At 71.5% G+C, this 13,273-nt stretch carries 12 protein-coding genes; 11 read left to right on the top strand and 1 reads right to left on the bottom strand.

Features of this window, described 5'->3' with window-relative positions:
- Positions 1-75 precede the first annotated feature (75 nt).
- The 10 genes from pyrH to M4D54_RS12850 all read left to right on the top strand — a co-directional run bounded on the left by pyrH (position 76) and on the right by M4D54_RS12850 (position 9,871).
- Entirely contained in the window at positions 76-831 is a 756-nt protein-coding gene (gene pyrH, locus M4D54_RS12895) for a UMP kinase (protein ID WP_193865401.1), read from the top strand.
- A gap of 66 nt (positions 832-897) precedes the next feature.
- Complete coding sequence (gene frr / locus M4D54_RS12890) at positions 898-1,464, top strand: ribosome recycling factor (protein WP_193865400.1); 567 nt, start codon at positions 898-900, stop codon at positions 1,462-1,464.
- A 32-nt stretch (positions 1,465-1,496) separates the two neighbouring features.
- Positions 1,497-2,456, top strand: a complete 960-nt coding sequence (locus M4D54_RS12885) for a phosphatidate cytidylyltransferase (protein WP_259891937.1) — start codon at positions 1,497-1,499, stop codon at positions 2,454-2,456.
- Positions 2,453-3,772, top strand: a complete 1,320-nt coding sequence (rlmN, locus tag M4D54_RS12880) for a 23S rRNA (adenine(2503)-C(2))-methyltransferase RlmN (protein WP_396121501.1) — start codon at positions 2,453-2,455, stop codon at positions 3,770-3,772. Before M4D54_RS12885 ends, rlmN begins: the two co-directional genes overlap by 4 nt.
- Before the next feature lie 76 nt (positions 3,773-3,848).
- Positions 3,849-4,397, top strand: coding sequence for a DivIVA domain-containing protein (locus M4D54_RS12875; protein ID WP_193865398.1), 549 nt, complete (start codon positions 3,849-3,851; stop codon positions 4,395-4,397).
- Positions 4,394-5,611, top strand: a complete 1,218-nt coding sequence (gene dxr, locus M4D54_RS12870; protein WP_259891935.1) for a 1-deoxy-D-xylulose-5-phosphate reductoisomerase — start codon at positions 4,394-4,396, stop codon at positions 5,609-5,611. Before M4D54_RS12875 ends, dxr begins: the two co-directional genes overlap by 4 nt.
- Positions 5,608-6,948, top strand: coding sequence for an RIP metalloprotease (locus M4D54_RS12865; protein WP_259891933.1), 1,341 nt, complete (start codon positions 5,608-5,610; stop codon positions 6,946-6,948). The genes dxr and M4D54_RS12865 overlap by 4 nt, the downstream gene beginning before the upstream one ends.
- Before the next feature lie 138 nt (positions 6,949-7,086).
- Positions 7,087-8,244 carry a flavodoxin-dependent (E)-4-hydroxy-3-methylbut-2-enyl-diphosphate synthase gene (ispG, locus tag M4D54_RS12860; protein ID WP_193865395.1) on the top strand — a complete coding sequence of 386 codons (1,158 nt, stop codon included), beginning with the start codon at positions 7,087-7,089 and terminating at the stop codon, positions 8,242-8,244.
- 29 nt (positions 8,245-8,273) lie between these two features.
- Positions 8,274-9,098 (top strand): DUF4081 domain-containing GNAT family N-acetyltransferase, encoded by an 825-nt coding sequence (locus M4D54_RS12855; protein ID WP_259792739.1) that lies wholly within the window; start codon positions 8,274-8,276, stop codon positions 9,096-9,098.
- 248 nt (positions 9,099-9,346) lie between these two features.
- On the top strand, positions 9,347-9,871 hold the full coding sequence (locus tag M4D54_RS12850) for an AAA family ATPase (protein WP_259891931.1): 525 nt from the start codon (positions 9,347-9,349) through the stop codon (positions 9,869-9,871).
- Between the two features lie 66 nt (positions 9,872-9,937).
- Here M4D54_RS12850 and M4D54_RS12845 read toward each other — a convergent pair whose 3' ends face one another.
- Positions 9,938-11,407 (bottom strand): hypothetical protein, encoded by a 1,470-nt coding sequence (locus M4D54_RS12845; RefSeq protein ID WP_259891929.1) that lies wholly within the window; start codon positions 11,405-11,407, stop codon positions 9,938-9,940.
- 82 nt (positions 11,408-11,489) lie between these two features.
- Between M4D54_RS12845 and M4D54_RS12840 the strand changes: the two genes are divergently transcribed.
- The coding region (locus tag M4D54_RS12840; RefSeq protein WP_193865391.1) for a proline--tRNA ligase at positions 11,490-13,273 on the top strand (1,784 nt) is incomplete at its 3' end.

Below are 13,273 nucleotides of genomic sequence, written 5' to 3'. Positions count from 1 at the left end.
CCCCCCCCCCCCCCCCCCCCCCCCCCCCCCCGCGCCGGTATCATCGCCCAGGACCACGCGCGCGGAAGGACTGACATGACCCAGACCATCACCTCCCCGATCCCTGTGATGCCGAGGCGGGCCGACGGTCGGCGAGTGCTGCTGAAGCTCTCCGGCGAGGCCTTCGGCGGCGGAGCGGTCGGTGTGGACCCCGATGTCGTCTCCCGCATCGCCGGCGAGATCGCCGAGGGCGTCGCTCAGGGCGTGCAGTGCGCGATCGTGGTGGGCGGCGGCAACTTCTTCCGGGGGGCCGAGCTCTCCCAGCGCGGCATGGACCGTCGGCGCGCCGACTACATGGGCATGCTGGGCACGGTCATGAACTGCCTGGCCCTGCAGGACTTCCTGGAGCAGCGGGGTGTGAGCACCCGGGTGCAGACCGCGATCGAGATGGGGCAGGTCGCCGAGCCGTACATCCCCCTGCGCGCCGTGCGTCACCTCGAGAAGGGCCGCGTGGTGATCTTCGGCGCCGGCGCCGGCATGCCCTACTTCTCCACCGACACCGTGGCCGTGCAGCGCGCCCTGGAGATCGGTTGCGAGGAGGTGCTGATGGCCAAGAATGGCGTGGACGGCGTCTACACCGCCGACCCCCGCACGGACCCTCAGGCCGAGCGCCTCGCGGCCGTCACCTACAGCGAGGCCCTCCAGCGCGGCCTCAAGGTCGTCGACGCCACCGCTTTCAGCCTGTGCATGGACAACAGCCAGCCGATGATGGTGTTCGGGCTCGATGAGCCGGGCAACATCACCCGGGCCCTGCGCGGCGACCGCATCGGCACCGTCGTCACCGGCGGCTGAGTCCCGCCGCCGCCCGCTCCTTGCGGGACAATGGACCCACCACCCCAACGATTCGAGGAGCACACCGTGAGCGACGACATCGCAAGCATCCTGAAGGACGCCGAGAAGAAGATGGCCAAGTCCGTCGAGGTCACCAAGGAGGAGTTCACCACCATCCGCACGGGCCGTGCGAACGCGGCGATGTTCCAGGGGATCAACGTGGAGTACTACGGCGCTCCCACCCCGCTCAACCAGCTGGCCTCCCTGAACTTCCCCGAGGCGCGCACCGTCATCGTCACCCCCTACGACAAGACCGCCATGGCAGCGGTGGAGACCGCCCTGCGCGAGTCCGACCTGGGCGTGAACCCCACCAACAACGGTGACAACCTGCGCATCGTGCTGCCGGCCCTGACCGAGGAGCGCCGCAAGGAGTACGTGAAGCTGGCCCGCACCAAGGCCGAGGACGGCCGCGTCTCCGTTCGCGGCACCCGCGGCAACGCCAAGAAGGCCCTCGAGAAGCTGGTCAAGGACAAGCTGGTGGGCGAGGACGAGGGCGTGCGCTCGGAGAAGGACCTCGACGTCCTCACCAAGAAGTACGTCGAGCAGGTGGATCAGGCCCTGGCGGCCAAGGAGACCGAGCTCGAGACCATCTGACGGCGCTGCCCGTCGTCGTCCTGAGCCGCCCTGTGACCGCCGACTCGCGCCGTGAGGCCGCCTCGAGCACCCTCGAGGCGGTCCCGGCGGCGACGGCGGGTGATCCCGCGGGTCCGCTCGGGTCGCCGGCCGGGCTGATCGCGCCCCGGACGGACCCCGAGGTGCCGGCGGTCCACGCCAAGCGGCGCGGCCCTGGCCGCAACCTCCCCGCCGCGATCGCGGTGGGACTGGTCATGGGAGGCATCCTGCTGGGTGCCGTGTTCGCCGTGCCTCGGGCCTTCCCGGTGGTGGTGGCGATCGCACTGTGCCTGGGCATGCTGGAGCTGACCCGCGCCCTGTCCCACGGGGGGCTTAGGGTCCCCGCTGTCCCCCTGCTGGTGGGGGTGATCGGCATGGTGGTCTCCACGGTCTCCTACGGTGTGGGCGGGCTGATCGTCTCCACCGCCGCTGTCGTGTGCGTGCTGATCCTGTGGCGGGTCAGCGAGTCGATGGGCCTGACCGCTCTGCGCGACGTGACCGGTGGCGTGTTCGCGCTGGCCTGGGTGCCGTTTTTGGGCTGCTTCATCTTGCTGCTGTTCGCCCAGGAGGGCGGGCCGTGGCTGGTGCTGCTGGCGGTGCTGGTCCCGGTGGCCAACGACACCGGCGGCTACGTCGCCGGAGTGCTCTTCGGCTCCCACCCGATGGCGCCGAGCATCAGCCCCAAGAAGAGCTGGGAGGGCTTCGCCGGCTCCCTCGTGGCAGGGGCGGCCGCCGCGATCATCATGACGGTGACCGTGCTGGATGAGGCATGGTGGATCGGCGCGATCCTGGGACTGGTGCTGGTGGTCGTCTCCACCGGCGGCGACCTCGCCGAATCCCTGCTCAAGCGCGATCTGCGCATCAAGGACATGGGGCACCTGCTGCCCGGGCACGGCGGCATGCTGGACCGGCTCGACTCGATCCTGCTGGCCGCGCCGACCACCTACATCATGCTGGAGATCCTGCTTCCGTGAACGCTCAGCCCCCGACCTCCTCCACCGCTGCCGAGCCCGGTGCGCACCGCGATCCCGCCGGACCGCCGCGCACCTCCTCGGCCCGGAACCCCGATCTGTCCCGTGAGGCGATCCCCGGTCAGAAGGTCGCCCTGGCGCCCGGGCAGCTGCAGCTGCGGCCGGCGCGTCGCGGGAAGCCGCCGGCCCACCTGGCCGACCTTACGCTCGAGGAGCGCATCGAGGCCGTGAAGGAGATGGGCCTGCCGGGCTTCCGCGCCAAGCAGCTCTCGGTCCACTACTTCGAGCACTTCACCACCGATCCGGAGCTGATGACGGACCTCCCCCGGGAGCGTCGCGAGGAGCTCGTCGAGCGGTTCTTCCCGACCCTGCTCACCCCGGTCTCCCGCCAGTCCGCAGATCACGGTGCCACCCAGAAGATCCTGTGGCGCCTCTTCGACGGCTCCATGGTGGAGTCGGTGCTGATGCGCTACTCGGACCGCATCACCCTGTGCATCTCCTCCGAAGCGGGATGCGGCATGAACTGCCCCTTCTGCGCCACCGGGCAGATGGGCCTGACCCGCAACCTCTCCGCCGCCGAGATCATCGAGCAGGTGCGGATCGCCAACCGGATGCTCGCCGCGGGCGAGATCCCCGGTGGCACCGGCCGCGTCTCCAACATCGTGTTCATGGGGATGGGGGAGCCACTGGCCAACTACCGTCCCGTGGCCACCACCTGCCGTCGCCTCAACGCCCCGGCCCCCGAGGGCTTCGGCATCGGCGCCCGCCACATCACCGTCTCCACGGTGGGGCTGGCCCCCGCGGTGCGCAAGCTGATGGCCGAGAGGATCCCCGTGACCCTCGCCGTGTCCCTGCACGCCCCGGACGACGCACTGCGCGACGAACTGGTGCCGATCAACACCCGGTACGACGTGGACGACATCCTCTCCGCCGCCCACGAGTACTTCCAGGCCACCGGGCGCCGCGTCAGCATCGAGTACGCGCTGATCCGCGACATCAACGACCAGGCCCACCGTGCCCAGCTGCTGGCCGACAGGCTGATCGCCCACGGCGGCGCCCACTGGGTCCACGTCAACCCCATCCCCCTGAACCCGGTCAAGGGATCGAAGTGGACGGCCTCGGACCCGCTGGTGGAGAAGAAGTTCGTGGAGACCCTGCGGGACAACGGCATCTCCGCCACCATTCGCGACACCCGCGGTTCGGACATCGACGGTGCCTGCGGGCAGCTGGCCGCCGAGGTGATCGAGACCGACGAGCACCGCGCCGATCGCGAGGCCCGGGTGGCTCGGGTCGAGGCCGTCGCGTCCCGGCCGGAATGACCCGCCCGCCCTGCACGAACCGCGCCCCCCACGCCGCTACAGTGGGACCGCGACCCCGCCGAGGAAGGACCCACTGGTGAGCACATCGTTCGAACGCGTCTCTCGCTTCAGCGTCGGCTACGACACGCACGAGGTGGACGAGTTCCTCGCGCGCGCCCGCACCGCCTACGAGGGCCGCGACGCCGGTTTCTCCGGCAACGACATCTCCTCGGTCAGCTTCGGCACCGAGCGCGGCGGCTACGACATGCGGGTGGTCGACGAGGCCCTGGACCGGCTCTCCGACGCCTTCGCCCTGCAGGCCCGTGACGACGCCATCGCCGAGCGCGGCGAGGAGGCATGGGTGGCGGAGCTGACCCGCCGCGCCGAATCGCTCAAGGAGCGCCTCGAGCGCCCCGCGGGGGAGCGGTTCTCGCCTGCGGCCGAGGGCGAGCCCGCCTACGACAGGACCGACGTCGACGCCCTGTGCGACCAGTTGATCGCCTACTTCACCGAGGGCCACCCGATGAGCGTGGACGACGTGCGCCGTGCCGCCTTCCGCCGCCGGCGAGGGGCCGAGGGCTACCGCGAGGCCGTGGTGGACGTGTACCTCGACCACGTGGCGGACGTGATGGCCTCCGTGCCGTGACCGGCAGCCCTGTCCGGCGCCTGGTGCTGCTGGGCTCGACCGGGTCCATCGGGACCCAGACCCTCGAGGTCCTCCAGCGCTACCGGGACGTGGCCCATCTGCACGGGATCGCCGTGGGAGGAGGCCGCCCCGAGCTCGCCGCGCAGCAGGTGCTTCTGCACCGCCCCGAGCACGTCGCGGTGGCCGATGCCGCCCGCGCCGAGGTCGTCGAGGACGCCATCGCAACGGCCTGCCGTGATGCCGGGGTGCCCGCCCCTGCGATGAAGGCGGGCGAGGAGTCCGTGGTGGAGCTGGCAGGCTCCCTGGGGCCCGGTGACGTGGTGCTGAACGCCGTCACCGGCTCCATCGGACTGCTGCCCACGCTGGCGGCGCTGGACTCCGGTGCCCGCCTCGCGCTGGCGAACAAGGAGTCCCTGGTGGTCGGCGGGGCCCTGGTGACCGCGCGCGCAGCCGAAGGGCAGATCCTGCCGGTGGACTCCGAGCACACCGCGATCGCTCAGGCGCTGGCCGGGGTGCGATCGGACCAGGTGGACCGGTTGGTGGTCACCGCCTCCGGCGGCCCGTTCCGCGGCCACAGCCGCGAGCAGCTCGCCCGGGTCACCCCCGAGCAGGCCCTGGCCCACCCCACCTGGGCGATGGGCCCGGTGATCACCACCAACTCGGCGACCCTGGTGAACAAGGCCCTCGAGGTGATCGAGGCGTGCTTCCTGTTCGACCTGCCCGAGGAGCGCGTGGACGTGGTGGTCCACCCGCAGTCGATCGTGCACTCCATGGCCACCCTGGTGGACGGCTCCACGATCGCCCAGGCCAGCCCCCCGGACATGCGCCACGCGATCGGCTGGGCGCTCGCCCACCCCGAGAAGCTGCCGCGCCTGGCCCGGCCACTGGACTTCACCACCGCGCAGTCCTGGACCTTCGAGCCCGTCGACGAGCAGACCTTCCCCGCGATCCAGGTGGCGCGCGGAGCCCACCGCGAGGGAGGGGGTGCGATGGCCGTCCTCAACGCCGCCAACGAGGAGGCCGTGACCGCCTTCTTCGAAGGCGGGCTCTCCTTCCTCGGGATCGTGGAGACCATTCAGGCGGTGCTGGCCGATCCGGCGCGCCCCCGCGTCGAGCCGGCCGACGGGGTTCCGGCGCTGCTGGACCTTGAGCGGTGGGCCCGTACCGCCGCCCGCACCGCGATCGCTGCTCGCGCCGCGGAGTCCCGCCCATGACGGTGGCCCTGTCCCTGCTGGGTGTGGTGATCATCGGCCTGGGCCTGGCCGCCTCGATCGCCCTGCACGAGATCGGGCACCTGGTGCCCGCCAAGGCCTTCGGTGTGCGCGTGACCCAGTACATGATCGGCTTCGGGCCCACGGTCTGGTCCCGTCGTCGTGGCGAGACCGAGTACGGGATCAAGGCGATCCCCCTGGGTGGCTACGTCCGCATGATCGGCATGTACCCGCCGCACCGCGGGGACGCCCCCGGCACCGTGCGCGAGGACTCCACCGGCTTCGTCCAGCAGATGGCGCAGGATGCCAAGGAGTACGAGGCCGCCCAGTACGACCCGGCCGAGGTGCACCGCACCTTCGTGTCCCTCTCCGTGCCCCGCAAGATCGTCGTGATGCTGGGCGGGCCGGCGATGAACCTGCTGCTGTCGGTCCTGCTGATCGGGGTGCTGGCCTGCGGCATCGGCCTGCCCGCGGTGACCCCCGCGGTGCAGGCGGTCTCGGAGTGCGTGCTGCCGGCCGACGCCCCTGAAGGCACCTCCTGCGAGGGCCGCCCCGCAGCGCCCGCACTCGCCGCCGGGATCCGGCCCGGTGACACCCTGATCGAGATCGACGGCCACCAGATCCGCCGCTGGGAGGATGTCACCGCGGCAGTGCGCGCCGCGGGCGATCGCACCGTGCCCGTGGTCGTGGAGCGGGACGGCGAGGAGCTCACTCTCCAGGCCACGCCCATCGTCGATGCCCGCCCGGTGCTGGACGAGAACGGTGCGGTGGTGCGCGATGACAGCGGTGCGATGCTCACCGAGCAGGTGGGCTTCCTCGGTGTCTCCGGCACCCCGGACCTGGTGCGGCAGTCCCCGGCGGCGGTGCCGGAGCTGGCCTGGTCCACCCTCTCCCAGACCGCCCGGCTGGTGATCGCCCTGCCGGCTCGTCTGGTGGACGTCGCCAAGGCCGCGTTCGGCCCGGGGGAGCGAGACCCGAGCGGCCCCATCGGCGTGGTGGGGGTGACCCGTCTGGCCGGGGAGGTGGCCGCCGCGGATCAGCCGGGATTCGAGCTGCGGGAGAAGACCGGCACCATGATCTCCATGCTGGCCTCGCTGAACATGGCCCTGTTCGTGTTCAACCTGCTGCCACTGCTGCCCCTGGACGGCGGGCACGTGGCCGGCGCCCTGGTGGAGGGGGTGCGACGCTGGATCGCGCGGCTGCGCGGCAGGCCCGATCCCGGGCCGGTGGACATCTCCCGCATGCTGCCGCTGACCAATGCCGTGGCGATCGTGCTCCTGGTGATGACGGTGCTGCTGCTGTACGCGGACATCGTCAAGCCCATCCGCCTGTTCCCCTAGGCGCGTGCCTGCCCCGTAGCTGGGCCCGCCACCGCGGTGCTGGACCTGCCTCTGCGTTGCGGCCTGCCGCTGTGCAGGTGCGGTGGAGGTGTCGAAGCTCGCCACCCGCACCCAGGTGCCCGCGGTCATAATGGGACGGTGACTTCAGTGAGCCTCGGCATCCCGTCCGTCAAGCAGCCGCCGCCCGTCCTCGCGCCGCGTCGGCAGACCCGCAAGGTGCGCCTCGGCGACATCGCCGTGGGTGGCGACGCACCGATCACCGTGCAGTCGATGACCACCACCCCCACGCATGACATCAACGCGACCCTGCAGCAGATCGCGGAGCTCACCGCTGCAGGCTGCGACATCGTGCGCGTGGCCTGCCCGCGCCAGGAGGATGCCGACGCCCTCAAGGCGATCGCCGCGAAGTCCCCCATCCCGGTGATCGCCGACATCCACTTCCAGCCCAAGTACGTGTTCGCCGCGATCGAGGCGGGCTGTGCGGGCGTGCGGGTGAACCCCGGCAACATCCGCCGCTTCGACGACCAGGTGGGGGACATCGCCCAGGCCGCGAAGGACCACGGCACCGCCCTGCGGATCGGCGTGAACGCCGGCTCCATCGACCAGCGCATGATGAAGGGCGACCGTGTCACCCCGGAGGCCCTGGTGGCTTCCGCCGTGTGGGAGGCCGGCCTGTTCGAGGAGCACGACTTCCACGAGTTCGGCATCTCCGTGAAGCACAACGACCCGGTGATCATGGTGGAGGCCTACCGCCAGCTCTCCGAGAAGGGCGACTGGCCCCTGCACCTCGGCGTCACCGAGGCCGGCCCCGCCTTCCAGGGCACCATCAAGTCCTCCGTCGCCTTCGGCATCCTGTTGAGCGAGGGCATCGGTGACACCATCCGCGTGTCCCTCTCCGCCCCTCCTGTGGAGGAGGTCAAGGTCGGGAACCAGATCCTGCAGTCGCTCAACCTCAAGCCGCGCAAGCTGGACATCGTCTCCTGCCCCTCCTGCGGTCGCGCCCAGGTGGACGTGTACACCCTCGCCGACAAGGTGACCGAGGGGCTCAAGCACCTCGAGGTCCCGCTGCGTGTGGCCGTCATGGGCTGCGTGGTCAACGGCCCCGGGGAGGCCCGTGAGGCCGATCTGGGCGTCGCCTCCGGCAACGGCAAGGGGCAGATCTTCGTCAAGGGCGAGGTCATCAAGACGGTGCCCGAGGCCGAGATCGTGGAGACCCTGCTGGCCGAGGCCAACCGCATCGCGGCCGAGATGGAGTCCGCCGAGGCGGGCGGGGCCCCGTCGGTCTCGGTGGGCTGATCCAGGTCATGTTCCGGCGCGGTGCGCGCGTGCGGCCCCTGCGCCCGTCCGCTTGGAACCCCTCCCTCGCCCTCGCCCGGCGCGACCGCGTGGTCAACGCCCTGGGCGGCGCACGCCTGGTGGAGCTCGCCCGTGCCGGAGCACTGGGGCGGGAGTTCCAGATCGCCGGGGAGGACCATGATCCCGAGGGCATCCTGTGGGACGGCGTGAACCTGTCCCCGATGAGCGCCTCGGAGGAGGCGATCGACCTCTTCGGCCGCTACGTCGTCGCCCGCCCGCGCCGCGCCAGCTCCGTGGTGGGCCCGCGGGCGGCCGTCGAGCAGCTGTGGCCCCACCTGGAGCCGCTGTGGGGAGCGGAGGTGCGCGAGCACCGCTGGAGTCAGCCCCTGCTGATGGCCAGGGGAGAGGCGGGCGCGCCGATGGGCGCAGGTCTCCGTGCAGCGGTCCCGTCCCAGATCGACCGCGTGTTCCCCGCCTCCGTGGCCATGTTCCGCGAGGAGGTGGGGGCGGACCCGCTGCGCGGTGACGGCGGCCGCGGCTACCGCGCGCGGGTCACCGAGCTGCTCCACCAGCAGCGCACCTACGTGGTCCTCGAGGGCACCGAGGTCGTGTTCAAAGCCGATGTGGGGGCGCTGTTCGAGGACGTCGCGCAGATCCACGGGGTGTGGGTGAAGCCCTCGCACCGCTCCCGGGGCCTGGGCCGCGCCGCCATGGCGGAACTGGTCCCGCTGGTGCGCCGCGACCACGCGCCCCACGTGTCCCTGTACGTCAACGACTACAACGAGCCCGCCCGGCGTGCCTACGCCGCCGCTGGCTTCGAGCAGGTGGCAGAGCTCTCCACGATCCTGTTCTGATCTTCTCGGTTCTGGTCTGCTCTGTTCTGTTCTGGTCTGGGCCGATCGGTGGTGGTCCGCGGTGCTCTCCCGCAGCGCCGCTCGGTCATCCCAGTTGGCACGGTTCTGCTCGATCCAGCTCTCACGTCCGTCCATGCCGCCCACCGTACTGATGATCCTCGGCGTCCCTACACTGCATCCATGACGTCCTCGCGCCGCGACTCCGCCCCCCCACCGGCGAGGGTGCCCCCGCCTGCCTGTACCTGCTGGTGGGCCCGCCGGCTGTCGGCAAGCTGACCATCGCTCGCGAGCTCGCCTCCCGCTGCGGCGCGATCGTGGTGGACAACCACCTCGTCAACAATGCCGTGTTCGTGCCCCTCGGGCTGAACCGCGGCGAGGAGGTGTCCCTCGCGGACACCGATGCCCTCCGCGCCCGGGTGCTCGACGTGGTGCTCGAGGCCACCGAGGCGGCCCCGGCCCGTTTCAGCCACGTCTTCACGATCTGGCTGCCGGAGGGACCGGGCAACGCCGCCTACGTCGAGCGGCTGCGCGGTCTCGCCCATCGCCGCGGGGCACGGTTCGTCCCGGTCTGGCTCACGGCCGATGCGGGCGCTCTGCTCTCACGGGTGGACGCCCCGGAGCGCGCCCAGCGCAGCAAGCTCACCGATGCCGCCGTCCTTCAGGACCTGCTCGAGGTCCCCCTGCTGGCGGCGCCCGAGGATGGCCTCACGATCGACACAACGCAGGTCGCACCCGCGCAGGCGGTGACGCAGATCCTCGAGTCGCTGCGCTGAACGGCGCGACCGAGCGGTGCCGCCGGGAGGTCGATGCCCGTCACCTGGGAGGTGCTGCGGCCCCGGTCAGAGCGCGTCGATCGCGAGCAGCACGTTCGCTGCCGTCCACGCCAGCGGAGCCACCTCCGCGGGTCGGCCGTCGAACAGCACCTTCTCGGGCAGCGACCCCACCTGGGTGCGATGGCCCGCCAGCCAGCGGAGCACCTCGTGAGCATCGGCGTGATCGCCGGCTCGTGCCAGTGCGAGACCCAGCAGGCTGGTGGACGGTGTCCAGCTGACCCCGTCCTGCCGCCAGGACTCACCGGGGGCGATGCCTCCTCCGGGACGCGAGAGCCGTGAGCGCAGGGACCGCAGCTGCCGGGCGGGCACGACGCCCGGCATGCCGGAGGCGTCGAACAGTGCCAGCGCCGAGTCCTCGCCCCCGCCGGTGCGGTACCGCTGGTACCCGGCCGCGCCGAAGCTGCCGTGCAGGAGCGCCTCGAAGCTCTCGGCCGCGCGGGAGACGGGGGACTCCGCGGTGAGCGCGGCCGCCGCACGCAGGCCCCGCAGCGTCGCCGCCATGGTCCACAGGGTGACGTGCTTCTCCCGCACCTCCCAGTAGTCGGGGGTGGCGGGCGGCAGGGCGGTCCCGGCCTCGGTCAGCTCCACCAGCAGGGAGGTGGAGCGATCGACGAGGTCCGACAGGGACCCGGCCAGGTCGACGCGGTCCCTCGGCCCCACGGCCTCCAGCACCTCCTCCACCGCCCAGAGCAGCAGTCCCGTCCCGTCGAGCTGGCGGGGCCGGGAGTCCGGCCGGGCTCCCGTGGACGGCTCGTACCGTGCCTCGAACCATCCGTCGCGCGCCTGCAGGGACTGCAGGTGCAGCAGGATCTGGGCGGCCCGTTCCGCATGCCCCACCCGTGCCAGGGCGACCGCGCAGAAGGCGGCGTCCCGCGGCCAGACGTACCGCCAGGAGGGACTCCATGCCGCGACCGGGGCCGGCATTCCCTCCGAGAGCACCCACAGGTCCTGCAGGGCGGAACGGGCGAGGTCGCGCAGGTCCTCGGGCACAGCGGTCAGCCATGGCCGTGCGGCCTTCGTGAACGCATCGGAGGCGAGGACGATCGGGTGGGTGGCGCTCAGTCCGCGCACCAGGCGGGTGCCCGGCTGCAGTGCGGAGACGGGCATCCCGCTCGCGCCACGGGCCACCGGCGTGCCCGGCATCGCCCCGGCCCCGGGTGCCGCGGCTGATCCTCGCGCCCCCACCAGCACCCGTTCACCGGCGCCGTCGAAGGCCACGGTCTGGGACCACAGGGAGATCACAGTGCGGGAATCGGTGCTCGGGCGCGAGACCGCAGCGACACCACCGGTGCCCAGCACGCCCATCGCCCCCAGCAGTCCCGCGCCGCGCAGAAGCCGACGTCGGTCAGGGAGAGTGCGACCGGCGCCGCCGTTGGCCGGGGCGTTGGAACGGCCGAGCGGGCCGTGGCGAAGACCGTCGGGGCTCAGAGCATCCTCCGTTGCGGGTGCGATGCGTGAATCGGTGCCTGCGCCCATGGTCGCATGAGACGGACGGATCCGTGCGGCGGCGCGGCTAGCATGGACCCGGCTCCGTCCGCCGCACCGAAAGGCCTGCCCCATGATCCGTCTGTCCTCCTCGTTCATCCGCACCCTGCGCGAGGACCCGGCGGATGCCGAGGTCGCCAGCCACCGCCTGCTGGTGCGCGCCGGCTACATCCGCCGCAGCGCCCCGGGCGTGTACACCTGGCTGCCGCTGGGACTGAAGGTGATGCGCAAGGTGGAGCAGATCGTGCGGGAGGAGCAGGACGCCATCGGCGGTCAGGAGCTGCTGTTCTCCGCCCTGCAGCCCCGCGAGCCCTACCAGGCCACCGGCCGCTGGGACGAGTACGGTCCCACCCTGTTCCGGCTGCAGGACCGCAAGCAGGCCGACTACCTGCTGGCCCCCACGCACGAGGAGATGTTCACCCTCGCGGTGAAGGACCTGTTCTCCTCGTACAAGGACCTGCCCTCGATGCTGTACCAGATCCAGACCAAGTTCCGCGACGAGGCTCGCCCCCGTGCGGGCCTGCTGCGGGTGCGCGAGTTCATCATGAAGGACGCCTACTCCTTCGACATCGACGATGTCGGCCTGGACGTCTCCTACGAGAAGCAGCGCGGCGCCTATCAGCGCACCTTCGACCGCCTGGGGCTGCCCACCGTGATCTGCCAGGCCGATGCCGGCGCCATGGGAGGATCCCGTTCCGAGGAGTTCCTGCATCCCACCCCGATCGGGGAGGACACCTTCGTGGTCTCCGACGGCGGCTACGCGGCCAACGTCGAGGCCGTCACCACGCTGCCCCCGCAGGCCCTCACGGAGGAGCAGATCGCGGCTCTACCCGCGATGCACGTCGAGGACACCCCCGGTGCCAGCACCATCGCGGCGCTCACCGACTTCTCCAACCAGGCGTTCCCCGGCCGGGGACCGATCGCGGAGTCGGGGGAGTGGACCCGCTACGAGATGCTCAAGCACCTGGTGTACCTGCTCACCCATCCCGACGGCTCCACCGAGCCGCTGGTGATCGCGATCCCGGGCGACCGTGAGGTGGACGAGAAGCGCTTGGAGGCTGCCCTGGCCCCGGCGGTGGCCGCGCCCTTCACCGACGAGGACTTCGCCGCGCACCCGGTGCTGAAGAAGGGCTTCATCGGCCCCGAGGGTCTGGGCCTGGAGGGTGCCAGCGGTATCCGCTACCTGGTGGACCCCCGCGTGGTGCCCGGCAGCGCATGGGTGGCCGGTGCCGGTGAGAAGGACAAGCACGTCTACGACCTGGTGTACGGCCGCGACTTCACCGCCGACGGCACCATCGAGGCCGCCGAGGTGCGCGACGGGGACCCCGCCCCCGACGGCTCGGGCCCCCTGCGCCTGACCCGAGGCATGGAGATGGGCCACATCTTCCAGCTGGGCCGCAAGTACGCGGAGGCGCTGGACCTGAAGGTGCTCGACGAGAACGGCAAGGCCCAGGTGGTCACCATGGGCTCCTACGGGATCGGCGTGACCCGCGCCGTGGCCGCCATCGCGGAGCTCTACCACGATGACAAGGGCCTCGCCTGGCCGCGCGAGGTCGCCCCGGTGGATGTCCATCTGGTCGCCACCGGCAAGGACCAGGCGGCGTTCGAGGAGGCCGAGCGCATCGCGACCCAGCTCGAGGACCGCGGCCTCACCGTGATCTACGACGATCGCCCCAGGGTCTCTCCCGGGGTGAAGTTCAAGGATGCCGAACTGCTGGGCATGCCCACCATCGTGGTGGTCGGCAAGGGCCTGGCTCAGGGCGTGGTGGAGGTGCGGGATCGTGCCTCCGGGGAGATCCGCGAGGTCTCCCCGCTGGACGTGGTCCAGGCCGTGGTGGAGCAGGCACGTCCCGCCTG

The organism is Brachybacterium sp. p3-SID1565 (assembly GCF_025143785.1).
Lineage (GTDB): Bacteria > Actinomycetota > Actinomycetes > Actinomycetales > Dermabacteraceae > Brachybacterium > Brachybacterium epidermidis.
This window is presented reverse-complemented; position numbering and strand designations above follow the sequence as displayed.